At 42.0% G+C, this 23,714-nt stretch carries 20 protein-coding genes and 1 pseudogene; 15 read left to right on the top strand and 6 right to left on the bottom strand.

Annotated features, from left to right (window positions below; translation table 11 throughout):
• Together ACTCNA_RS03915 and ACTCNA_RS03910 are read right to left on the bottom strand one after the other, a co-directional pair.
• Window positions 1-855, bottom strand: an 855-nt coding sequence (locus ACTCNA_RS03915) for an alpha/beta hydrolase (RefSeq protein ID WP_462946588.1), incomplete at its 3' end; no start/stop codon positions are given.
• Entirely contained in the window at window positions 852-1,838 is a 987-nt protein-coding gene (locus tag ACTCNA_RS03910) for an aldo/keto reductase (RefSeq protein ID WP_462946587.1), read from the bottom strand. The genes ACTCNA_RS03910 and ACTCNA_RS03915, both read right to left, overlap by 4 nt.
• Before the next feature lie 184 nt (window positions 1,839-2,022).
• Between ACTCNA_RS03910 and ACTCNA_RS03905 the strand changes: the two genes are divergently transcribed.
• The 3 genes from ACTCNA_RS03905 to ACTCNA_RS03895 all read left to right on the top strand — a co-directional run bounded on the left by ACTCNA_RS03905 (window position 2,023) and on the right by ACTCNA_RS03895 (window position 4,017).
• On the top strand, window positions 2,023-2,934 hold the full coding sequence (locus tag ACTCNA_RS03905; protein WP_462946586.1) for a helix-turn-helix domain-containing protein: 912 nt from the start codon (window positions 2,023-2,025) through the stop codon (window positions 2,932-2,934).
• A 101-nt stretch (window positions 2,935-3,035) separates the two neighbouring features.
• Window positions 3,036-3,782 (top strand): outer membrane protein assembly factor BamB family protein, encoded by a 747-nt coding sequence (locus tag ACTCNA_RS03900; RefSeq protein ID WP_462946585.1) that lies wholly within the window; start codon window positions 3,036-3,038, stop codon window positions 3,780-3,782.
• Window positions 3,712-4,017, top strand: coding sequence for a hypothetical protein (locus ACTCNA_RS03895; protein ID WP_462946584.1), 306 nt, complete (start codon window positions 3,712-3,714; stop codon window positions 4,015-4,017). The genes ACTCNA_RS03900 and ACTCNA_RS03895 overlap by 71 nt, the downstream gene beginning before the upstream one ends.
• A gap of 67 nt (window positions 4,018-4,084) precedes the next feature.
• Here the strand turns inward: ACTCNA_RS03895 and ACTCNA_RS03890 are convergent, their stop codons facing one another.
• Complete coding sequence (locus tag ACTCNA_RS03890) at window positions 4,085-6,703, bottom strand: glycoside hydrolase family 2 protein (RefSeq protein ID WP_462946583.1); 2,619 nt, start codon at window positions 6,701-6,703, stop codon at window positions 4,085-4,087.
• Between the two features lie 287 nt (window positions 6,704-6,990).
• Here ACTCNA_RS03890 and ACTCNA_RS03885 point away from each other — a divergent pair, with 287 nt between their 5' ends.
• Entirely contained in the window at window positions 6,991-8,244 is a 1,254-nt protein-coding gene (locus ACTCNA_RS03885; protein ID WP_462946582.1) for a PQQ-binding-like beta-propeller repeat protein, read from the top strand.
• 53 nt (window positions 8,245-8,297) lie between these two features.
• Window positions 8,298-9,299: an FAD:protein FMN transferase gene (locus ACTCNA_RS03880; protein ID WP_462946581.1), complete on the top strand. Its 1,002-nt coding sequence runs from the start codon at window positions 8,298-8,300 to the stop codon at window positions 9,297-9,299.
• A 107-nt stretch (window positions 9,300-9,406) separates the two neighbouring features.
• On the opposite strand, the gene ACTCNA_RS03875 is transcribed toward ACTCNA_RS03880, so the two are convergent.
• Window positions 9,407-9,643 carry a hypothetical protein gene (locus ACTCNA_RS03875; RefSeq protein WP_462946580.1) on the bottom strand — a complete coding sequence of 79 codons (237 nt, stop codon included), beginning with the start codon at window positions 9,641-9,643 and terminating at the stop codon, window positions 9,407-9,409.
• A 169-nt stretch (window positions 9,644-9,812) separates the two neighbouring features.
• Here ACTCNA_RS03875 and ACTCNA_RS03870 point away from each other — a divergent pair, with 169 nt between their 5' ends.
• The 3 genes from ACTCNA_RS03870 to araA all read left to right on the top strand — a co-directional run bounded on the left by ACTCNA_RS03870 (window position 9,813) and on the right by araA (window position 13,189).
• Entirely contained in the window at window positions 9,813-10,085 is a 273-nt protein-coding gene (locus ACTCNA_RS03870) for an acylphosphatase (RefSeq protein WP_462946579.1), read from the top strand.
• Between the two features lie 70 nt (window positions 10,086-10,155).
• Window positions 10,156-11,604 carry a pyridoxal-dependent decarboxylase gene (locus tag ACTCNA_RS03865; RefSeq protein ID WP_462946578.1) on the top strand — a complete coding sequence of 483 codons (1,449 nt, stop codon included), beginning with the start codon at window positions 10,156-10,158 and terminating at the stop codon, window positions 11,602-11,604.
• 76 nt (window positions 11,605-11,680) lie between these two features.
• Window positions 11,681-13,189: an L-arabinose isomerase gene (araA, locus tag ACTCNA_RS03860; RefSeq protein WP_462946577.1), complete on the top strand. Its 1,509-nt coding sequence runs from the start codon at window positions 11,681-11,683 to the stop codon at window positions 13,187-13,189.
• Between the two features lie 172 nt (window positions 13,190-13,361).
• Here araA and ACTCNA_RS03855 read toward each other — a convergent pair whose 3' ends face one another.
• A complete protein-coding gene (locus tag ACTCNA_RS03855) occupies window positions 13,362-15,890 on the bottom strand; it encodes a PBP1 and LysM peptidoglycan-binding domain-containing protein (protein ID WP_462946576.1) in 2,529 nt (842 codons plus the stop codon).
• 267 nt (window positions 15,891-16,157) lie between these two features.
• Between ACTCNA_RS03855 and guaA the strand changes: the two genes are divergently transcribed.
• The 6 genes from guaA to ACTCNA_RS03825 all read left to right on the top strand — a co-directional run bounded on the left by guaA (window position 16,158) and on the right by ACTCNA_RS03825 (window position 22,822).
• Window positions 16,158-17,687, top strand: a complete 1,530-nt coding sequence (guaA, locus tag ACTCNA_RS03850; protein WP_462946575.1) for a glutamine-hydrolyzing GMP synthase — start codon at window positions 16,158-16,160, stop codon at window positions 17,685-17,687.
• A gap of 78 nt (window positions 17,688-17,765) precedes the next feature.
• On the top strand, window positions 17,766-19,391 hold the full coding sequence (locus ACTCNA_RS03845; protein ID WP_462946574.1) for a S41 family peptidase: 1,626 nt from the start codon (window positions 17,766-17,768) through the stop codon (window positions 19,389-19,391).
• Between the two features lie 7 nt (window positions 19,392-19,398).
• Window positions 19,399-20,031, top strand: coding sequence for a nicotinamide riboside transporter PnuC (gene pnuC / locus ACTCNA_RS03840; RefSeq protein WP_462946573.1), 633 nt, complete (start codon window positions 19,399-19,401; stop codon window positions 20,029-20,031).
• A gap of 62 nt (window positions 20,032-20,093) precedes the next feature.
• Window positions 20,094-20,627 carry an AAA family ATPase gene (locus tag ACTCNA_RS03835; protein WP_462946572.1) on the top strand — a complete coding sequence of 178 codons (534 nt, stop codon included), beginning with the start codon at window positions 20,094-20,096 and terminating at the stop codon, window positions 20,625-20,627.
• A gap of 105 nt (window positions 20,628-20,732) precedes the next feature.
• Window positions 20,733-21,659, top strand: a complete 927-nt coding sequence (gene epsC, locus ACTCNA_RS03830; protein WP_462946571.1) for a serine O-acetyltransferase EpsC — start codon at window positions 20,733-20,735, stop codon at window positions 21,657-21,659.
• 20 nt (window positions 21,660-21,679) lie between these two features.
• The gene (locus ACTCNA_RS03825; protein WP_462946570.1) at window positions 21,680-22,822 is read left to right on the top strand and encodes a THUMP domain-containing class I SAM-dependent RNA methyltransferase; all 1,143 of its coding nucleotides are present in this window, start codon (window positions 21,680-21,682) and stop codon (window positions 22,820-22,822) included.
• Between the two features lie 59 nt (window positions 22,823-22,881).
• Here ACTCNA_RS03825 and ACTCNA_RS03820 read toward each other — a convergent pair whose 3' ends face one another.
• A complete protein-coding gene (locus tag ACTCNA_RS03820) occupies window positions 22,882-23,031 on the bottom strand; it encodes a hypothetical protein (protein WP_462946569.1) in 150 nt (49 codons plus the stop codon).
• A 136-nt stretch (window positions 23,032-23,167) separates the two neighbouring features.
• Here ACTCNA_RS03820 and ACTCNA_RS03815 point away from each other — a divergent pair.
• Window positions 23,168-23,707 (top strand): annotated as a pseudogene (locus ACTCNA_RS03815) (tetratricopeptide repeat protein); the annotation flags it as partial.
• Window positions 23,708-23,714 lie beyond the last annotated feature (7 nt).

The following is a 23,714-nucleotide window of genomic DNA, read 5'->3' as shown; positions in this document are numbered from 1 at the left end:
AATCACAATGGGAATTTTGGTCAGTTGCATAAACTCATCCATCGGAACGCCAACTGCTTCCAGCGTGCCGCCGGAGCTGGGTTTTGGGTCGGGTACTTCTCCTTCGGGAAACAAAAAGCCGCTACCCGGTTCGTACGAAACAATGGCTTTTATATTTTGATTTTTGATGGCAGTAAGCCAGCCCATCCCTCCTGAATGAGAATGCGTAACCAAAACGCCTTCGCCAATTTTATCGAACAGTGCCGAAACAGCTTCTGCATTCAATTCAATATCGATTGGCCCGATGTCGGGTGTCATCTGCCGGAAGTACTGATTGAGTGTTTCCGGGTCTTGCGCGAACTGCACTCCCTCAAAATAGTCGGGCCAGATGCCGAGACGAAACGTGCCGAACCATCCCTGTTCGTCGGGAGTTGGTTCTATTTGGACTGAAACTGTGCTCCGGCCGGCATTTCCTCTTCGTGGCTGGTCAACTACATAAACCGGATAGCGCCGGCGCAAAAATATGTTTTGAAATCCTTCGCGTCCGTCGGGTGTGGTTTCCCACGTTTTGGAAAACTGTCCGAAACCATGCCACATCACAAGGGGGTACTGGCGGGCGTTTACCGGAATCTGGTAAAAAACATAAGCATGGTCGCCATGAAATGTTTGCCCTTCCGGCGTTTGATTATACGGATCGAATTTACCGGAATTAGTAATTACTGTTCCACCTACGGCAAAACTGCCCTGTTCCTGAATAACGATTAAATTGTGGTCTTCGCTACTTTCCTTTTGATTACAGGAAATTAGTACCAGCAGTAGAAAAGTAAAACCACAGAATAGAATGTTGTTCGATGTTTTTGTTCTTAAAATATTCATCTGTCTATCATTTTTGCTGAACCTTCGGAATATCTGTCGCCGTGAGCTCTTATTTTAGAAGCTTCGTTTTCGATTTCCTGCAGTTCTTCTTTTGTAAACTCAACCAAAACCGAATCAATATTCTCCTCTAACCGATGGATTTTTGTTGTGCCGGGAATAGAAACAATCCAGGGTTTCTGAGCCATTAACCAGGCAAGGGCAATTTGCGCAGGAGTGGCATTTTTTCGTGAGGCTATTTTCTTAACAAAGTCAACAAAAACCAGGTTGGCTTTTATGTTTTCCGGCGACAACCTCGGAACAGTGCTCCTGAAATCATTGCTGTCAAAGGTGGTGTTCTCATCAATTTTCCCGGTTAAAAATCCCTTGCCAAGCGGACTAAAAGGCACCAGTCCGATGCCCAATTCTTCGAGTATTGGAATAATTTCTTCCTCCGGTTCGCGCCACCACAACGAGTATTCGCTTTGAAGAGCAGTAACCGGCTGTACTGCATGAGCACGCCGGATGTTTTGAACACCAGCCTCCGAAAGGCCAAAGTATTTTACTCTACCTTCCTCAATCAATTCTTTTACCGTTCCGGCAACATCTTCAATGGGTACTTCGGGGTCAACACGGTGTTGATAGAGCAGGTCAATGGTTTCAACTCCCAACCGCTTTAAAGAACCTTCAACTGCTTTTCGTATCTGCTCCGGTCTGCTGTTTAACCCGACCATTTCCCCGTCTTGAATATTGAACCCGAATTTAGTGGCGATTGCCACTTCATTACGAATGGGTGCCAACGCTTCACCAACCACTTCTTCGTTGGTAAAGGGGCCATAAACTTCTGCTGTATCAAAAAGTGTCGCTCCCATTTCATGCGCTTTCCGGATAAGTTTTATCGCTTCTTTTTTATCCGTTACAGTTCCATAACCAAAGTTGAGTCCCATGCATCCGAATCCCAATTCCGATACTTCAAATCCCTGATTGCCTAATTTTCGTGAATTCATATAATGTACTTCTTTTAATATGCTAATTGAACCAAATACAATTTTATTATACAAAGGTCTGATAACAAATACAACAAATTGGTATACAAATTACTGTTTATCATACCATTTTTACTGAATTGGCTCATAAAAAGTTTACAGCTTGCAGAAATGTCTAAATTTGTATCAGAAAAATAACAGCGTCATGGAAGGAATACATAGATTCGATACTGTAAATGAATACAATGCCCTGAATAATCACGAAACACTGCACCCTTTGGTAAGTGTCATCAATTTTTCAAAAGCGAATCCGAGATCGTGGGGCGGAGAAAAAAAGGTAAAACTTTACTTTGGCTTCTATTGCATTTTTTTGAAAGATGTAAAATGCGGCGATTTGAAATACGGACGTAATTACTACGATTACCAAGAAGGTACGCTGGTTTTTGTGGCACCCGGGCAGATTCTGGAAATAGAAAACGACGGAAAAGTATATCAACCCAAGGGACTTGCACTGGTGTTTCATCCCGACCTGATACATGGGACTCCGCTTGCCAGTTTAATGAATGGCTATAATTTTTTCAGCTATAACACCAATGAAGCATTGCACGTTTCGGAACGCGAAAGACAGATAGTTCTTGACAGTTTTTCGAAAATAAAATTTGAATTGCAGCAGGGTGTAGATAAGCACAGCAAAAAGCTCATCGCCTCAAATATTGAGCTGTTTCTGAATTATTGCGACCGGTTTTACGACCGCCAGTTTATTACCCGCGACAATGTAAACCAGGGAATTCTTGAAAAATTCGAGGAACAACTAAACGGCTATTTTTCTTCGGAAAAACCGCAAACGTATGGCCTTCCATCGGTTGCTTTTTTTGCTGATGAGCTGCATTTGTCGGCCAACTATTTTGGCGATTTGATAAAGAAGGAAACCGGCAAATCGGCAAAGGAATACATCCAGGACAAAATAATAGACCTGGCAAAAACCAAAACATTCAATACCGGTAAAAGCGTGAACGAAATTGCGTATGAATTGGGATTCAAATATCCGCAGCATTTCACGCGGCTCTTTAAACAGCGGGTTGGTATGTCGCCCAAAGAATTCAGGCGGCTGAATTAATCCGGAATTTTATAGAAAAATGAACAGGAGATCAACAAAAATGACTGCTAATAAAACCTAAATGAATCAGTATTGGCAATAAAACTAAAAACTTCAACATTATGAAACCGAAAAAAATCTTACTTCCGCTGTTTTTGGCAACGATTCTGACAAGTAGCCTTTGCGCCCAGGACTGGGCACAGTTTCTTGGCCCTGAAAGAGACAGCAAATCGCCCGAAACCGGTATTCTGCGCTCCTGGCCCAATAGCGGCCCCGAAGTGCTTTGGACGGTCCCTCTGGGAATCGGTTATGGTGGCCCCGTAATTAAAGACGGCAAAGTTTACCTGCTCGACCGTGAGAAGGAAACAAGTGACATCATGCGCTGTTTTGATTTGAATACCGGCGAAGAACTCTGGAAGTTTGAATACGAAGCTCCCGGCTCGGTGATGTTTCCAGGCTCACGCAGCGTGCCGTTGGTTGACGGCAACCATGTTTATTCGTGCGGAGTTTTTGGCGATTTGTACTGCTTCGACATCAATACGCACCAACCAGTTTGGAATGCAAACATCTGGACCGATTTTGGCGGCGACCCCGGCAATGAACCTTCCGGTGACTCAGGAGGCGGATTTGGTGGCCGCGGAAACTTTCCGATATGGGCCATTTCCCAGTGTCCGCTTGTTTACGGCGATTTGCTTGTGGTATTGTCGCAGTCTCCCGAAGCCGCCGCTGTTAATCGACGGCCATTTTTACGCGCAATACGGCACCAACAACCGGCGCGACGGTTTGAACTGCATGAGCATGGACGGCGAGATTATGTGGAAAACCAAACGCGATCCCGATTTCAACAAAGGAAGCATGATTTATGCTGACGGACTAATTCTGGCTACCGATGGCGCCAAAAAACTTTACCTGATTGAGCCCGACCCGGCTGGATTTAAACCACTGGCATCAACCGAATTGCTTGGTGAACCCCAACAGGGAGCCGAAGGAATTGAAGCCAGAGTTGGAGGTTCAACCCAAAACTGGGCACCTATTGCACTTTCAAAAGGAAAACTGCTGATTCGCGACCAGGCAAATATGTATTGTGTTAAAGTGGCTGAGTGAGTTTTATGAATCAGGCATTTAATTATCAGCATCCTATATGCTACTATTAAATGCCTGATTCAATAAATTATTGTTGTTTTGTATTCCACCCTTTAAAACTCAGCAAAGGTTCGCTTGTTCCAATGTCTTTTTTAAACACATAACCGGTTATCTCTCTCTTTTCACCCGGCAAAAGCGACACATAATTATCTTCCCAAAACACAGGAAGCACTGACATTCCCGTTTCTTTATTTTTTAATGAAAGTTCAATGAAAAATGCCAGTTGATCAGATGGATTGTTGAGTGTTACTTTTACCTGAAGCGTATCCTCTATTGACACAAACTCATGGTCCACATCAATTTCAATTTCTTTGAGTTCGTTAATTCCGGTCAAATCGGCATAAGAAGAATTGGGAGTGACAAACCAACTGGAGTTTTTGTAGTCAAGCACATCATCTTTTGTTGAAAGCCAGTAGAAATTCACAGCTACCGATTCATTTTGTGCATTTTTCAGTCGGAGATCGAGAAAGTATGTTTTGGAAAGATTTTTGAGTTCCGGCATATCGAAAATTTTGGCTGCTTGATTTTCACCGATAGCTGTCTGTAATGATTTTGAAAATACTTCAACTCCGGAGGTATTATAAACATGTATCTCAGCTGTTAAATCGTCAAATTTCTGAAGATGGTCATTCGATAAATAAATGTTTTTGTCTTCGTAATTATATACGATATTCAAAGGACGGCAGCCATTTTTTGCACCATAAAAAGCACCGTTGGGCATCAGGTACCAGTCGTACAATTGCCACAGCATTCCGGGCCATGCCGAGTTAAGCATCCACTGAATAACACCTGTTGCATTTGGACGATTAACTTCAAAAGCTTCAAACATCGGTCTCATAGCTTCGTAATTCGCCATTTGGGCTTTAAATGCAAAGGTTTCCACGTTATCCGCTGCACCATATCTTTCATTGAAAGGCTTCATCCAATGGTTGAAATTCTGAAATTCGTTTCTTCCGAGATGGTACATCCACATGCTGTCAACAGGCCACAAATGTCCGGGAGGAATCATTCTTTTAATGCTTTCTACCGGCGATGGCTGGATACCTGGCCCTGTTTCGGTATTGAAGCCGAAAGCGCCGCCATTTCTTTTATCTACATACCAGTAATTGGGGGTTACATAAGAATAAGGACCATTCATTTTAACCCCGCTTTTGCCGGTAATTTCACTCACAGCAGAACCACAACTGTTCAGAATAGGCCGGGTTCCATCATTGGTAGTCAACATTTCATTCAGTTTTGTTTCCAATTCGGGTACCAGCAGCTTGTCACTTCCATAAACCCACAAAAATACACTCGGATGATTCCTGAGCCAATCTACCTGATCCATGTAAGCCCTGGCATGCTGACTGATTTCCTGGGGAGTCCTGATGGCCATATATTCATCTTCCGGCCTTCCGGAATAACCTTCCCATTCCCATTGGCAACTCCAGCCAATCATAATAAGTATTCCATATTCATCGGCACAATCATATATTTTCTGATTATTTCCCCAGAATCCTTCAAGGCGAATGGTGTTGAGGTTCATGTGCTGCACATAGCGCATCTGGTCTTCCACTTTTTGGTCCGAATCGTCAAGGAATAAATCATCGACCCATCCGGCACCTTTGATGAGAATTTTTTTTCCGTTTATAATAAATCCCCGGTGCCCGTTTTCATTCACATAATCGGCCACGTCACGAATTCCGAAACGCACCGGCTTTTTATCCGTTACATGGTTTCCCTGTTTAGCGACTATGTCCATACTGTAAAGATGGGGATCTCCCAGATTATTGGGCCACCATATTTTCGGATTTTCCAGGTTTAAGTCTGCGTAATCCGATGGTCTAAAGATAATTTCTTTGCTCTCTTTGGGAGCCAGGCTAAAATTCTGATTTACAGTAATTCCTTCGATACTGGCTTCCACTTGTCCGGAAACAGCTTTGCCGGAATGGTTAACGAGTTCTGCCGAGATGGTAAGACTGGCTTCCGAAAGGGTTTCGGTATTCAGCCACGGTTTTACAAAAACGTTATTAACAGCCACAGCACCAGTTTTTATCAAATGTACAGGTCGCCAAACTCCCATGTTATTATCTGGCGGCCAGGGGTTCCAATCCACAAATCCGATGGTCAAATCTCCTTTTTTGGGTGGAATGACTTCCACGGCCAGGGTATTTTCTCCCGAATGGAGGTATTGGGTAATATCCAGATCGAACATACGAAAACAACCTTCGATGGTATCGGACGATGCGATTAAACTGCCGTTTAACCAGATGTTGGCTTTGTAGTTCAATCCTTCAAACGAAAGGTTGTAATATGATTCGTCGTAATCAGCGTCAATTTCAAATGTTTTTCTGTACCACCAGGGAACCTGGAATGGTTCATCGGGTATCTTTTTGAGGTTATCGCCGTAAAACAGATCTTTGTAAACCTCATTTCTCACCAGCGCCGCCATAACAGTAGCCGGTATTTCAACAATATATCCTTTTTTAACATTATACGATGAAGTTGAAATGGTTTTTCCATCTGCCTGAATGCCTTCAGATGAAAATACTTCCCAGTTTTTTGTAAAATCGCCGGACGGCAATTTGTTATTTGTTTTTTGCTGACAAGAAAACATGCCAATCATGAATATCCCTAAAAGTAAACCCGTTGTACCGTTTCGTCTCATAGGTATAAGTTTATAAATATTAGTAAATTTTTTAAATTCACTTTTTTGTTTAATAGCTCTTGTGCTATACCATAGCAACAAATTTAAAAAAAATAGTGCAATGGATATGAACTTTTGAAAATTATCCCAAAGATTTCGAATAATCAATCGGGGCTGAAGAGATGGTTATCTTTTTAATACATATTAATTCATCTTTTTGAAATTATGATCAATTTGAATGAAGCAGGAAATTTTCCGGCAAATTTCTTATCTTTTAGGCCTGATTAAAAACTTAAAAAAATAAAACCATGCAAAAACGAATCACACTATCCGTTATACTGATTATTTTCATATTTACAGGTATTTATACCTATGCCCAGGAAACATTTAGCTGGCGACCCGAAAACCGCACAGGAGTTTCGGCGGAAACCGGTCTTTTGAAGCAATGGCCTGAAAACGGGCCTGAATTGGCATGGGAAACCCTGGAACTTGCCAAAGGAAATTCTTCGCCCTCGTTTGGCAACAAAAAAATCTACATCACGGGGACCATCGATGACAATGATATCTTATATGCACTTGACATGAACGGAAATATTCTATGGCAAAAAGTGATGGGCCGGGCCTGGGATGGTTCTTATCCTGACAGCCGCGCCACTCCCACCGTGGAAGGGAACCGGGTATATACCTGCAGTGGCATGGGCGATTTAGCCTGTTTCGATGGAAATTCAGGCGAAATCATCTGGTCGTACAAAGCGAGCGAAGATAACCAGGGAACCTATGGAAACTGGGGAATTGCAGAATCGCTTGTTGTTGACGGCGATAAAATCTATTTCTCCCCCGGCGGTCCGGAAACCAACACGATTGCCTTGAATAAAAGTACCGGTGATATTATCTGGAAATCGGAAAGTCTGGGCGACAAACCGGGATATGTTTCGCCAATTCTCAGGGAATACGCCGGCAAAAAGATGCTCATCAATGTGTCGCTTGACCATGTGTACGCTGTGGATGTTTCCAATGGTGATATTTTGTGGAAAGTGGCCCATATAAATCCACGTGGGGGACGCGACAATATACTTTGCGTCACCCCGCTGTTTAAAGACGGTAAAGTTTACGTCACCGGTGGTTATGACATCGGAGGTTACCAGGTAAAGATTGCGGACAACGGAGAAAGTGCCAAAATTGTATGGACAGATGATGTGCTCGATGTGCACCACGGCGGTGTTGTACTTGTTGACGGGTATATTTACGGTGCCAACTGGCTGAACAATGCCAACGGCAACTGGTGCTGCATCAACTGGGAAACCGGCGAAAAAATGTGGGAAGAACACTGGAATTGCAAAGGTTCAATTATTGCTGCTGAAGGAAAACTCTATATTTACGACGAAAAAAGAGGAAACGTGGGTTTGCTGAACGCTACACCCGAAAAATTCGACCTGATAAGTTCATTTAAAATTGAACAGGGCGCCAACGGGCCATTCTGGGCACACCCGGTCATTCACAACGGTATTTTATATATCAGACATACAACTGCTTTAATGGCTTATGATATTAAGGCCGAATGAGCAATGTTTAAATTCATTTTCTTAATTTCGCCTTCAAGTCAATATCTTGTAAGATGAAATTAAAATTGCTTTTATTTTTCAGCCTTGCTGTAGTTTTCAGTTCCTGCAGCGAAGTGCCTTCAAAATACATTTACAACCAGGGATTTGTGTATGGAACGATGTATCACATTGTTTATGAAAGTCCCAATGGAAAAGATTTTCAGGAAGATATCACAAAAAAATTAAACGAATACAATCAAATCTTTTCCACTTACGAACCCACTTCCACCATTTCCAGAATCAACAACAATGAGCGGATTAAACCCGAACCGTTGTTTCTGGAATGCTATAACCGATCGATGGAAATTTCGGAAATTACCAACGGGGCATTTGACATTACTGCCGGACCAATGGTTAATGCGTGGGGTTTTGGGCCGGAGGACAAGAAAAAAATGACGCAGGAAATTGTGGACAGCCTGAAAGCAATTACCGGTTACAAGAAACTAAAACTTGAAAACGGCCGAATTGAAAAGGAAAATCCCAACATGAAACTCGATATGAGCGCCATTGCCAAAGGCTTCACCTGCGATTTGCTGGGTGAATTTCTGAAAGAGAAAGGCTGCGAAAACTACATGGTGGAAATTGGCGGCGAAGTGGTGGCAAAAGGTAAAAACGAAAAAGGACGCGTGTGGACCATTGGTATCAGTAAGCCCGATGAAACATCTTTTTTTGCTTCCAACGATTTGCAGGCGAAAGTGCAACTGCCCGAAAACGCGCTGGCCACCTCGGGGAACTACCGCAATTTTTACGAGGAAGACGGGAAAAGGTATGCCCACACCATCGATCCCAAAACCGGTTACCCGGTACAACACAGTCTTTTAAGCACCACCGTTTTAGCCGACAACTGCATGACCGCCGATGCCTTTGCCACTGCTTTCATGGTGTTAGGCCTTGACAAAAGCATTGAAATTGCAACACAGCATCCCGAAATTAAGGTTTATTTTATTTATGCAGGCGCGGATGGGAAAAACCAGGTTTACATGTCGGATAGTTTTCAGGAGTACCTGGTGAAATGAGCTTTATTGCAACAAAGTTGCAGGGATATCAAATTCAGAATCTTCTTATAACGATGTGAGATTGAAGTATTCATCTCATTTATCCCGATACGCTACGCTATCGGGATTCATTTAACTTTTATTATTTTAACATCTTTGAAATCTACCTCTTCCCTGGCATTTTTCTGTTCGATTTTATCCTGGGTTTGGTAACAATGAATGCCTTGTTTTTTCAGGTATTTGTTACCCCCCACATGGGTATTCGGAAACTTGCCCCCTTTTTTTAGTAAAATCTGTGTGGAAAGCCCCAGCAACGCAATTGAAACCAGTGCTATTGCAAGCAAAATTATTTTTAAAATTTCCATATTACTCTCCTTCTTTTGGTTTGCAAAAATACACTTTTATTTAAAACCTTTCTAAAAAAATAAACTGCTTTTTATCGCAAAATGTTGAGCAGTGAACTGAATTTTTTATGGATATCCTTTTATTCCCTGCGATTTTTGTAATTTTAATTCACTAATAAAAAAAATAGTAGTGGTACAATACAAAATTGAAATCAGCGGACGAGTGCAAGGTGTAGGATTTCGCTATTTTGTTCAAAAGAAAGCAGACGAGCTAAACATAAAAGGCTGGGTGAAAAACACGCCGCAGGGAAGCGTTGTGGCTATGGCACAGGGGGATGAAACAGCTATTGAAACTTTTATTGATTATCTGCGCATGGGCCCGTCCATGGCACGGGTAAAAAACCTCTCGAAAACCCCAATGCCCGAATTGGAAAATTTCAGCAGTTTTGAAGTAAGATATTGATTATAGAACGAAAAAACCTCCCCAGGTCTGGCCAAAATTCAAAAAAATTGATTATCAAAAAAATATTAAAATGAAGAATTATCACCTTACCCCACAACAATTCAGAGAAGAAGGGAAAAAAATTATCGACTGGATTGCCGATTACTACGAGAACATTGAAAAATACCCGGTTTTGTCGCAGGTTGAGCCGGGGGAAATTAAAGTCTCATTACCCGAACATCCACCACAAAAAGGCGAACCTTTCAGCCAAATTATGCACGACCTGGATGAGAAGATTATGCCGGGAATTACCCATTGGCAGTCGCCCAATTTTTATGCTTATTTTCCGTCCAACACTTCGTTTCCCTCTATTTTGGGTGATTTGGTTTCTTCAGGACTGGGCGTTCAGGGAATGATTTGGGCCACCAGCCCGGCAGCTACCGAACTGGAAACCCGTGTACTCGACTGGCTGGCCGAAATGATGGACATGCCTGAAAAATTTAAATCTACTTCCACCGGCGGCGGAGTTATCCAGGACACCGCCTCCACTTCGGCACTTACCGCAGTGATTGCTGCCCGAGAACGCGCTACGAAATACGAATCCAACAAAACCGGTGTACGGCAAAAACTGGTGGCTTATGTTTCGTCGCAAACCCATTCATCGCTCGAGAAAGCCATTAAAATGGCCGGAATTGGCAGCGAAAACCTGCGAATGATTGACGTGGACGACCAATTTGCCATGCGTCCCGAATTGCTTCAGCAGCAAATTCAGGAAGACAAAAAAAACGGGCTCCTGCCCTTTTTCGTGTGCGCAACAATCGGAACCACCTCCTCCACCGCCATTGATCCTGTGCGGAAAATCGGTGAAATTTGCCGGGCGGAAAATTGCTGGCTGCATGTTGATGCCGCTATGGCCGGAACTGCAATGGCCTGCCCCGAATTCAGGTACCTGAAGGATGGCGTGGAACTGGCCGACAGCTACTGTTTCAACCCGCACAAATGGATGTTTACCAATTTCGACTGCGACGTGTTTTGGGTAGCCAACCGCAACGAACTCATCAATACCTTTTCCATTTTGCCTGAATACCTGAAAAACAAAGCCACCGAAACGGGTGCAGTATTCGATTACCGCGACTGGCACGTGCAGCTTGGCCGGCGATTCCGCTCGCTCAAGCTATGGTTTGTTATCCGGCACTACGGCGCAGAAGGATTGCAATACCACATCCGGAAACATGTGGAAATGGCTCAGAATTTTGCCAACTGGGTTAGAGAATCGGATGATTTTGAAATCGTTGTGGAACCACCGCTCAATTTGGTTTGTTTCCGGCATAAATCAGATGATGATTTCAATATGAAATTAATGAACGCGGTAAACGACACCGGCAAAGCGTTTTTCACACACACCAAACTGAACGACCGGGTTGTGTTGCGCATGAGCATTGGGCAAACCCATACCGAAAAAAAACATGTGAAGGAAACATGGCAGCTGATCAGAGAAACTGCCGATCATCTGCTCAAAACCCAAAAGTCCAATAATTAATAATTTTTATAAGTGTAATTTTTACTTTTAAAGAAGTTTTTTTACATTTAGCTTCAATATTTTTAAACAATAAAACATGATATATTTTAATCAGTTCGAAATCTGGTTTGTTACAGGCAGCCAGCATTTATACGGCGAAGAAACATTAAAACAGGTAGATGCCGATTCGGCAGAAATTGTAAAGGGTTTGAATGCTTCCGGAAAATTACCGGTAAATATTGTATTTAAACCAGTGGTTAAAACACCCGACGAAATTCTGGACATTTGTGTACAGGCAAGTTCCAACCCCAATTGCATTGGTGTTATAACCTGGATGCACACTTTTTCGCCGGCCAAAATGTGGATTGGCGGATTGAAAGCGTTGAGCAAACCCTACATGCATTTGCATACCCAGTTCAACCGCGATTTGCCCTGGAGCGAAATCGACATGGATTATATGAACCTGCACCAAAGTGCGCACGGCGACCGCGAGTATGGTTTTATCAATTCGCGGATGCGCAAAAACCGCAAAGTGGTGGTTGGTCACTGGCTGGATGAAAAAGTACAGGATCAGATTGCCGTTTGGTGCCGCACGGCCATTGGCTGGGCCGATTCGCAGGGACTGAAAGTGGCCCGCTTTGGCGACAACATGCGCGAAGTAGCCGTTACTGAAGGCGATAAAGTGGAAGCCCAAATTAAGTTTGGCTGGCAAATTTCGGCCTACGGCCCCGGGGATTTGGTGGCACAAGTGGAAAAAGTAACCGATGCCGAGGTTGATGAGCTTTACAAAGAATATGAAAAGCTATACGATGTGGCAGAAAACTGCAAACCCGGAAATGAATACCACGAAAATGTCCGGGTTCAGGCACGTTACGAAATTGCCCTGAAACGTTTTATGGAAGAAGGAAATTTCAAAGCCTTTACTACCAACTTCGAAAACCTGACCGGGCTCGACCAGCTGCCGGGACTGGCATCGCAGCGGTTGATGGCTGCGGGTTACGGGTTTGGTGCCGAAGGCGACTGGAAACAGGCTGCCATGCTGCGGATTGTGAAAACGATGTCGGCCGGAATGGAAGGCGGCAGCTCGTTTATGGAAGATTACACCTACCACATGGATCCGCAAAATGAAGCCGTATTGGGCGCTCACATGCTGGAAATCTGCCCGTCGATTGCAGCCCAAAAACCACGCCTTGAAGTTCATCCGCTGGGAATTGGCGGCAAAGATGCCCCGGCACGTTTGGTTTTTGAAAGCACCACTGGAGATGCCATGAATGTTACATTAATAGATATGGGCAACCGTTTCCGCTTTATTGTAAACACGCTCGACGTGATTGAACCACTTGAAAAAATGCCCAAATTACCCGTTTCGTCAGCATTTTGGAAAACGCACCCCAACCTGGCAGACGGAGCAGCGGCATGGATTTACGCCGGCGGAACACACCACTCCACTTTCACCCTGGCCCTGACACCGGAATACATCGAGACTTTTGCCGAGTATGCCGATGTTGAATTTGTTGTTATCAACAAAAACACAAAAGTTGATGAGTTCAAAAAAGAGCTGCGCTGGAATGAAATCTATTACATGCTTGCCAACGGGCTGAAATAATTGTAAAGCAGGGTTTACCAAAATAAAAAAGCAGTTTGCCATTCAACATTATTCTTTTAATTTGAAAGCAACTGCTTTTTGTTTTTATTATGAATGTCCGGAAACCCGATTGTAGTTTCCCGGAAACTTAAACCATCCCCAAACTGATAATTCCGATTAAAAAAATCAAATACTATTGTTGTGCAATGCGGCTTTTGCCAATTATTCTTTTTCGCACCACATCGTAATCGCGCTGGTAATTAATTACCGAAACGCCCTTGTTCATGTAGCCGCCAAAAGGAGATACTTTTTCAAACCGGTAATTTCCCTGAACCAGATTGGTTCGCATGTAAGGAAGGCACGCTTCAAAGTGTTTCCCGTAATTTTTCAGCGCGTTCAGAAAATAAAAAGCAACATCGTAACCCTGCGCACCAAAATTGTCAGGTTCAGTATGAAAATTCGCCTTGAATTTATTAATGAACCGGATGGTTGCCGGTTCTTCGTAATCAATCCAGTAAGGATCAATATAGTGCAGTTTCAAGTTGAAATAATACTCTAAATCGATGCTGCTGAATTGTTCGTACTTGTTAAAGCCGATGAGCGTAATTGAATAATCGCCGGCCATGTTATTTATATTGGAAAGTGCCACGCTAATTTCGCCTTCGTTAAGTGAAGGCACAAAAACAACATTCTCTTTAGTACGCGACAAGATCCGGCCAAAACCAAAAGGCCCTTCGCTGTTAAAATCGTAAACACTAAAGTTAACGCCCTGCTGTTGTCCCCAGTACCCTGACTGATACAATCTTTCTTTTGTCAGTTTAACTACCCTTTCGGCATCCGCGTTATTTTGGTCACCGGCTTCAAAAACAATGAAATTACTGTTAAAATATTCCTCTGCGATAAATTCAGCAGTTTTTTCAGCGAGATAATCACGCGACGGATTTATCTGAAAAAGATACGGATTGCTTTGCAGATCGGACGACTGCGATGCCAGCGGCGACACCATGTGAATGCGGTTTTTAGCGGATATTTCAGAAACCTCCTGCTGTACCTGAGGATAAACCGGGCCAATTATTAAATCGGTTTCCAAAAATTCCTCATTGTAAATAAACTTCCGGATTGAATCCGGATTTTGCTGTGTATCGAAAACATGCAACCGGATATTCATTCCTTCCTGCTCCAGGGAATCAATTGCCAGAAGTACCCCTTCGTAAAACTGAAGGAAATCTTCACTATTCCTGTAAAAGCCGTGAAACATTTCCTGGGTCAGCTCCTGTTCAATTAAAGTGTCAGTCTCTTCCGGTAATTCATCAATTAATGGATTATCAGAAAAAGCAAGGTCGTTCATTTGGGTGGTGTCCGGCATAATAATTTCCCGGTTGAGAGTATCATTCGCATACAAATAAAAAGGCAGAAACAAAGCCACATCGTAAACCTGGCCTACATAACTTTCACTGATCGCCGGAAGACAATAATCCGGTATTTGCCCGGGCAGCTCAACCTCGTAATAATCGGTATCGAACTCCGGTTCTTCAGAAGCAACAAAAACGGAATCTTTTTCTTTCTCTTCCATGAAAGTTGCAATTTCTTCATCTGGTTTTCTCGGAATTAAAATGGTTTCACCAAAAACCAGGTTTCGGTTTTCAAGGGCCGGGTTAAATTTCCGGATTTCAGGAATTGAAATATTATATTTTGTTGCCAATCCAAATAAAGTTTCGCCCCGTGCAACATTGTGCCTGATAAACGCCTCTTCGTTTTTGGGTTCCGGGCTGGTCAGTTCCTGCTCCTCAACCGGAATTTTAATTGAAACGCCTGCCGGAAAACCACTCTCCAACACCGGGTTCAGCCTTTTCAGCTCATCTCCATCAACATTGTATTTTTGAGAAATGCCCCACAGTGTTTCACCCGACACGATGGTGTGTGTAAAATATTTCCCTGAAACACTTTCAATGCCAAATCCTTCACTTTCATCAGGTACTTGTTCATCTTCCTGCAACTGCGAAATAGCTTCATCAGGCCTGCCTGTTTTTTCTGAAACGGTTTGTTCGGTTTGCGGAAGGTAAATAATGCTTCCGGCCTTTAAATCTTTGGCTCCGGGGTTATAAAAAAGAATTTCGCTTCGCGATACGTTATACTTTTTCGAAATTGAATACAGCGTTTCTCCCCTGGCAACTTCGTGTTTAATCAGCTGGTCGCCATCGTCCTGCTCCAAAGGTTTTTCTACGGTCGGTAATTGTCCGGTTTCGTCCGGCTGTTCTTCCGCGACCTGCCAACGCGGAATACGTAATTTTATACCTTTTTTGAATCGCTGTACTTCAGGATTGTAGGCATATATTTCCTCAACAGTTATCCCGTATTGTTTGGCAATAAAATAGGGCGTCTCTTTTCGGGAAGAAATGGTATGGAAAATAAATTTTGAAGGATCTCCTTTCTGGTAAATTGGTTTTTCACTGAGATCAGCTTCTTCGCGGTAAGGAATTTTTAAAATCTCACCTATTTTCAGGCCATCTGATAATTCAGGATTATGGGTAACCAGTTCATTGCTGTCCACATTAAACCGTTGGGTGATGGAATAGATTGTTTCGCCGGTGCGTACCTGGTGTAATATATATTTTTCTCCTTTTATCACCACCAGTTCGTTTTCCTTCAATTGCTGGGCATTTCCCCCGATACTAAAGGCCAAAAAGAAAAAAACGATAATTAACGGCTGAGAAAATTTCATTTTAAAAAACCGGTTTTAAAATTCGTTCAAAAATAATAATAAATGATCATCCCTTAATTGAAAACGCTGTTATTTCAAAATAATTTTAGATTCAGAAACAGTTTAAGTATAATGCTAATAAAAGAAATCCGGTCGAACCCGTTTAAAAGTAGTAATGATGCCTGCATGTTAACACTTTCAACTTTTTCAGCTGCAACGGAATATATTTTACATTGTTATTTTTACTTTTGTTTTTTGAACGGAAGCATTCATTATAAATTATTATCAATGCAGGAAAAAATTCTGATTCTCGATTTCGGATCACAGTACACGCAGCTAATAGGCCGAAAAATCCGTGAGCTCAATGTTTATTGCGAAATCCACCCATTTAACCATTTCCCGGAAATTGACGAGACCGTAAAAGGTGTGATTCTTTCCGGCAGTCCTTTTTCTGTTCGCGACAAAGCAGCTCCAAAGCCTGATCTATCAAAAATAAAAGGCAAAATACCAGTGCTTGGAATTTGTTACGGGGCACAATACATGGCTCACTTTTTTGGTGGCGAAGTGGCACCATCCGATTCAAGAGAATACGGAAGGGCAAAATTAGGATTCATCGATAACGACTGCCCGTTGTTTCACGATGTCAGCCTGCACACCCAGGTTTGGATGTCGCATGGAGATACCATCACCAAACTTCCGGAAAATTTCAAAGTTGTGGCTTCAACCGAAGATGTAAATTTTGCAGCCTATAAAATCGATAACGAATTAACCTACGCCATTCAGTTTCACCCCGAAGTTTACCACACAACCGAGGGGCAGCAGGTGCTGAAAAACTTTGCAGTTGATATTTGTGAATGCGAACAAAGCTGGACCCCCCTGTCGTTTGTAGAAACGACCGTCAAAGAACTTCGCGAAAAACTTGGCAGCGACAAAGTTGTTCTTGGCCTTTCTGGCGGAGTGGATTCGTCAGTTACAGCAGTGCTTTTAAATGAAGCCATTGGAAGCAACCTCACCTGCATTTTTGTGGACAACGGCCTGTTACGAAAAGATGAATTTAAAAATGTTTTGCACTCTTACGAAGATATGGGGATGAATGTAATTGGAGTAGATGCCAAACATAAATTCTGGAACGACCTGAGGGGAATTACCGACCCGGAGGAGAAGCGAAAAATAATTGGCCGGAACTTCATCGAAGTGTTCGATGCCGAAGCAAAAAAAATAAAGGATGTAAAATGGCTGGCACAAGGTACTATTTACCCCGATGTGATTGAATCGGTGTCGGTAAACGGCCCTTCGGCCACAATTAAATCGCACCACAACGTGGGAGGACTTCCTGAAAAAATGCACCTAAAAGTTGTGGAGCCACTTCGGTTGCTGTTTAAAGATGAAGTGAGACGCGTGGGGAAAGCGCTCAATATTAAACAAGAATTATTGGGCCGTCATCCGTTCCCGGGGCCAGGTTTGGGAATCAGAATTCTGAGCGATGTTACTCCCGAAAAAGTGCGAATTCTGCAGGAAGCCGATGCCATTTTTGTTAACGGATTAAAAAACTGGGGATTATATGACAAAGTTTGGCAGGCAGGCGTAATTTTGCTGCCCATACAATCGGTTGGAGTTATGGGCGATGAACGAACGTACGAAAACACGGTAGCGCTGCGCGCGGTTGCCTCAACCGATGGAATGACTGCCGACTGGGTTCATCTTCCGTACGATTTTCTTGCAAAAATGTCCAATGAAATCATCAACCGGGTGAGAGGAATTAACCGTGTTGTTTACGACATCAGCTCGAAGCCACCCGCAACAATAGAGTGGGAATAATCGTTTTTTGAATTAAGAACGTCAGATAGTTTGGCGTGATAATTGAAACTCAAAGTATAAATTAAAACGAAATTTAAGATGACATATCACCGGAATATAAAAAAATGGCATCAGAATTTTTTACTCCTGATAACATTGTTTGTATTGGCACCTGCCCTTTTGAATGCACAGGAATCAGTTCAAAAAAATCAGTTAAAATTTGGCCGTTTGTTGCGGCTTGTTGACAGTTATTATGTTGACACTACCAACATTGACGAACTCACAGAAAAAGCCATAGTGCACCTGTTAAGCGAGTTGGACCCACATTCGGTTTATATCTCGAAAGAAGAAGTGCAAAGAATGAACGAACCGCTTCAGGGTAATTTCGAAGGGATTGGAATTTCATTCAACATATTTAAAGACACCTTGCTGGTAACAACAACAATCCCGGGCGGTCCTTCAGAAAAAGTGGGATTACGCGCCGGGGACCGCATAGTTGAAGTGGACGGCAAAAATATTGCAGGCACAGGAATTAAAAACAGCGATGTTTTTGACCTGCTGCGTGGGGAAAAAGGAACCTCAGTAGAAATTAAAGTAGTACGGAAAAGTTCCGATGAAATGCTCGAATTTAAAATTATCCGCGACAAAATTCCTATAAACAGCCTCGATGCAGCCTATATGCTTGATGAATCAACAGGCTACATTAAACTCAATAAATTTTCGGCCACAACTACCGATGAATTTACCGAAGCGATGAATCAACTTAACCAGCAAAATATTGAAAATCTAATTCTCGATTTACGTGGTAACGGAGGTGGGTACCTTAAAACAGCTATCGAAATATCGGATCAGTTCCTGGAAGATAACAAGTTAATTGTTTACACCGAGGGAACTAATGAACCCAAAAGAGAATACAACGCTACTACTTCAGGCATTTTCGAAAATGGTAATCTGGTAGTTTTAGTTAATGAATCTTCCGCATCGGCAAGCGAAATTGTATCCGGTGCTGTTCAGGACTGGGACCGCGGTCTGATTATCGGGCGCCGTTCGTTTGGCAAAGGATTGGTTCAAAAACCCTATTTTTTAACTGATGGATCAGTCGTTCGGCTCACTACTGCTCACTATTACACGCCAAGCGGAAGATGCATTCAGAAACCTTACGACAATGGTACTGAAGATTACCTCAGGGACAGGTTTGAACGCATGGCCGCCGGAGAGTTTTTCAGTAAAGACAGTATAAATTTGGTCGATTCACTGAAATACAAAACGCTTATTAACGGCCGTACTGTTTACGGCGGAGGCGGGGTGATGCCCGATATTTTCGTCCCCATGGATACATCAAGCTATTTCCGCTACTATAACAGGTTAAGGCGCAATCAGGTTGTTTACAATTTTGTACTCGACTACGTAGATAAAAACCGTTCAAAAATTAAACGGAAATACGCTGAATTTGAAGACTTCAACACAAATTTTGAAGTGACTGACGAAATGGTAAATACAATTGTTGCCAACGGCGAAAAAGAAGGTATTGAAAGAGACCAGGAAAGCCTCGACTTTACCAGGGGGAATATGGAAAGAGAAATTAAAGCATTGATTGCACGCGATATTTTTTCGAGAGATGATTTCTATAAAATCATTAACGAAGACGATGATGCAATCCGCAAAGCTTTAGAGGTGATAAAAAATCAGGAACAATACAATAATCTACTGGTTTCGGCAGAGTAAATAAACCATGGCAGAAACTTTAACCACCTGGTTGTGGAGTAATAAAATTGAATTAATTGGTGCCATACTGGGTTTATTATACATCCTCTTTTCCATCAGGCAGCACATTTTAACGTGGGCCACAGGGCTTTTAACATCGGTGCTTTACATCGTCGTTTTTTTTCAGTCAGGTTTTTATGCCGATATGGGCCTGCAGGTTTATTATGTTTTTATAAGCATTTACGGGTGGTATTTTTGGTTAAAAGGCGAGAAAAAAGCAGCCCGGAACAGCGAACAACAGGTTCCCGTTACCAGGATAAAAAAATGGGTTTTGGTGAAATCCGCAATTGTAACCCTGCTTATTTTCCTGTTTTTAATTTTTATCCTGAAAAGATTTACCGATTCGACAGTTCCGGTAATGGACTCGTTGACAACTGCCTTGAGCATAACCGCCACGTGGATGCTGGCGAAAAAATATATTGAGCACTGGCTTATCTGGATTTTTGTTGACTTCTTTTCAGCCGGGTTATATGTTTACAAAAATCTTTGGCCAACGGTTGTGTTGTTTATAGTTTATGCCATTATGGCAATTGTTGGATACCTGGAGTGGAAGAAGGATTTGAACAAATCAGAATTAAAATCCGGTTTGGAGAAAGCATGAGTTTTTTGCACACGCTGATAAATTTAATCCAACTGTGCGCAAGTGGAGTAAATAATTGAAAGATGAAAGCATCTCAAAAAATAATTGTTATAACAGGAGCCGAATCAACAGGGAAAAGTGTCCTTACAGAATGGCTGGCCAATTATTTCCATGCCCCGTTTTTACCCGAGTTTGCCCGTGAATACATTGAAAACCTGAACAGAAAATATACCTACGATGATGTTGAGCTGATTGCACACGAACAGGTTTCACGCTTAAAAACGATACTAACCAAAAATCCAGGTGAACCCTGCATTTTTCTTGATACCTGGCTGATTATCACAAAAATTTGGTTTGAAGTGGTTTTTAACCATTTGCCCTCGTGGCTCGACGAACAAATTAAAAACACACCGGTAGATTTATTTCTGGTTTGCGACACTGATTTACCCTGGATTCCCGATCCCGTAAGAGAAAACGGTGGAGAACAACGCGAAATCCTTCAGAAAAAATACATCGAAACGATTAAAGCCTACAATTTCAATTTCAAAATTGTAAGTGGAAATAACCAGGAACGAAATAATAATGCATTGCAATACCTGCTTCAGATGAATAGTTAAGGTTAAACTGATTCATTTCAGGATTGTTCGAAAAAATAATTGCATTTATAAAAACATTACCCTATTAAATTCAGATATTGCAGTAAAGAAAAATAGTTCAATATTATGCCAAGACAAAAATTTGAAGATAGAATTTCGAAAACAGTAGAAAGTCTGAGTGACCCCAAAACCTACAATGTTGTTTGTCATGAACACCGGCTGGGAGAACCCCTGCCATCCATTGCCAAACTGCAGAAAGTTATTGATATGGTCAGGGAAATACTTTTCCCCGGTTATTTTGGCAACACATCGTTAAGGCCCAACACCACCCACTACTACATGGGAGTTTATGTGGATGAATTACACGAACTCTTAAGTGAAGAAATCCTTGCGGGAATGTGTTTTGAATGCCAGGACGATAATGCCGAAAAAATTGATAAACACAAAGCAAGGGCAAAAGAGACTGCTGCCATTTTTATTGAAACCCTACCCGAAATTCGACGGAAACTGGTTGCTGATGTGAATGCTACATACATTAACGACCCGGCAGCACGGAACCTCGGGGAAGTCATTTTTTGCTATCCGGGCATCCGGGCAATCACAAATTACCGGGTTGCCCACAAGTTACTGGAGCTGGAAATACCGCTGATTCCGCGTTTTATATCGGAAATGGCGCACAGCGAAACGGGAATCGATATTCACCCGCGCGCCAAAATCGGTGAAAATTTTACGATTGACCATGGCACAGGCGTTGTTATCGGGTCAACCAGCATCATTGGAGATAATGTAAAAATCTACCAGGGCGTTACCCTTGGTGCCAAAAGCTTTCCGCTCGACGATGAAGGAAAACCGATTAAGGGAATCCTGAGGCATCCTGTTGTGGAAGATAATGTTGTCATTTATTCGGGAGCCACAATTCTCGGCCGCATCACAATAGGGGAAGGCTCGGTTATTGGTGGTAATGTTTGGGTTACACGAGATATTCCGCCAAAATCAAGAATTGTGCAATCGCGACCTAAATCAACCACTTTTGCAGATGGCTCAGGAATCTAAATCATCAAAAAACAAATATCTTGGAAAAATATAACTTAATAGCCAAAACATTTTCAGGGCTTGAGCCTGTTCTGGCCAACGAAATCAAAAACATCGGCGGACAAAATATCAACCAGGGCCGGAGAGCAGTATTTTATGAAGGCAACAAGGAATTAATATATAAATCAAACTATTACCTGAGGACTGCGCTGCGTATTCTGAAAGAAATTGATTCGTTTCAGTTTAAAGATGTGGATCAGTTTTATTTGAAATGCAAAAAAATTAACTGGGAGAAATATTTGAACATCAACCAGAGTTTTGCCATTAACAGCACCGTAATTCATTCGAATGACTTCCGAAATTCGATGTTTGCCTCGTTGAAGGTAAAAGATGCCATTGCCGATTATTTTCGGCAAAAGAAAGGGAAAAGACCAAATGTAGATACCCAAAATCCGGAAGTCATAATTCACGCTCATATCAGTCAAAACAGATGCAGCCTTTCAATTGACAGCTCGGGTGAATCGTTGCACAAAAGAGGCTACCGCACCAAACAGGGTGAAGCTCCCCTGAGCGAAGTTTTGGCAGCAGGCATGATTTTGCTTTCGGGCTGGGACGGCAATTCTGATTTTATTGATCCGATGTGCGGTTCGGGGACTCTGCCGATTGAAGCTGCAATGATTGCACAAAATATCCCGGCAGGCAGGTTCAGGAAAAATTATGCATTCATGGAATGGGCGGATTATGATGAGTCATTATTTGAAAAAATTAAGGAGGAACAAAAAATCACTCCTTTTTCAAAACAAATTTTTGCGTCTGACATATCGCGAAGCAATGTTTTAAATGCAGAAACCAATGCACGACGGGCAAGGGTTTATGCCAACATCTCATTTCAAACTTCGGACATAAAAGACCTGGAGATTAACAGCGAAAATGCTACGTTAATCGTCAATCCTCCGTACGGCGAAAGATTAAAGCAGCAAAATATCGATAAGTTGTACAGTTTACTGGGGGAACGCATGAAACATCAGTTTGCAGGCAATACCGCCTGGGTACTGACATCATCAAAAGAGTACCTCAAAAACATAGGCCTTAAACCCGCTCAAAAAAATACGCTTTTTAACGGATCATTGGAATGTTCGTACGTAAAATATCCCTTATTTAAGGGTAAAAGGATAAAAAAATAACGGAGTGCAGGTACAAATCAGCACACATCATTCTTTTAAAACTATGAAAACCAGGTTTTTTATTCCTCGCCAAAATCGAAAATATCTTTTTCGCGGGTATTCGGTTTCACATCACTGCCACCGCGGACCTGCAGCATTTCGTTAGAAGTTAATACGTCAAAACTTTTGAAATTCTTTTTTTCTTCTGTACTTGCAAAAAACTTTTTCATCACAAATTAATTTAAACCGTTAAACTTGAAAAACACACATTCTATATATATATTCCGAAAAATGGAAAAAGGTAACCCTCGAATTGGAAAAAAATTTTAAAAGCGTAATTTTGATGACGGCCAAAACGTAATTATAATGCGAACGAAAATTGTAAAATTTCTTTTATCCCTCCTTTTAATTCAGACCAGCATAAACGCTCAGAATCAAAATCTTAAAACAGATTCATTAAGGGCAGTTGAATTCCGAAATGAGGCATTAAACCACTTCCGAAATTCCCGTTTTATTGAAGCAGAAAATTTTTTCAAAAAATCTTTAAATCTCAATAAAAAACTATTTGGGGAATTTAGTATTGAAACCGGCAGGTTGTATAATGCATTAGGAATTACTTACAGAAATTTAGGCGATTTTGATACTGCTGTCGAATTTTTTCTGTTAGCTGAGAAATCTTATCTATCAAATTCTGAAAGTAATCAAATTCCTCTTGCTAATTTATATAACAACATCGGAAATGTTTATTTAAACTCCTTGGATTACAATACAGCTCTTGACTATTACCAAAGAGCAGCTGCAATATATTTAGAACAAAAAAAAATTGATGAACAAGGTCTTGCTGACATTTATTACAATATTGCCAATATTCATTTTCAGTTAGACAATTACAAAGAAGTTCTACAAATTACAG

It is taken from the genome of Tangfeifania sp. (assembly GCF_055108615.1).
Note: the sequence above shows the minus strand (reverse complement) of the source record. Positions and strands in the feature narration are given on the sequence as shown.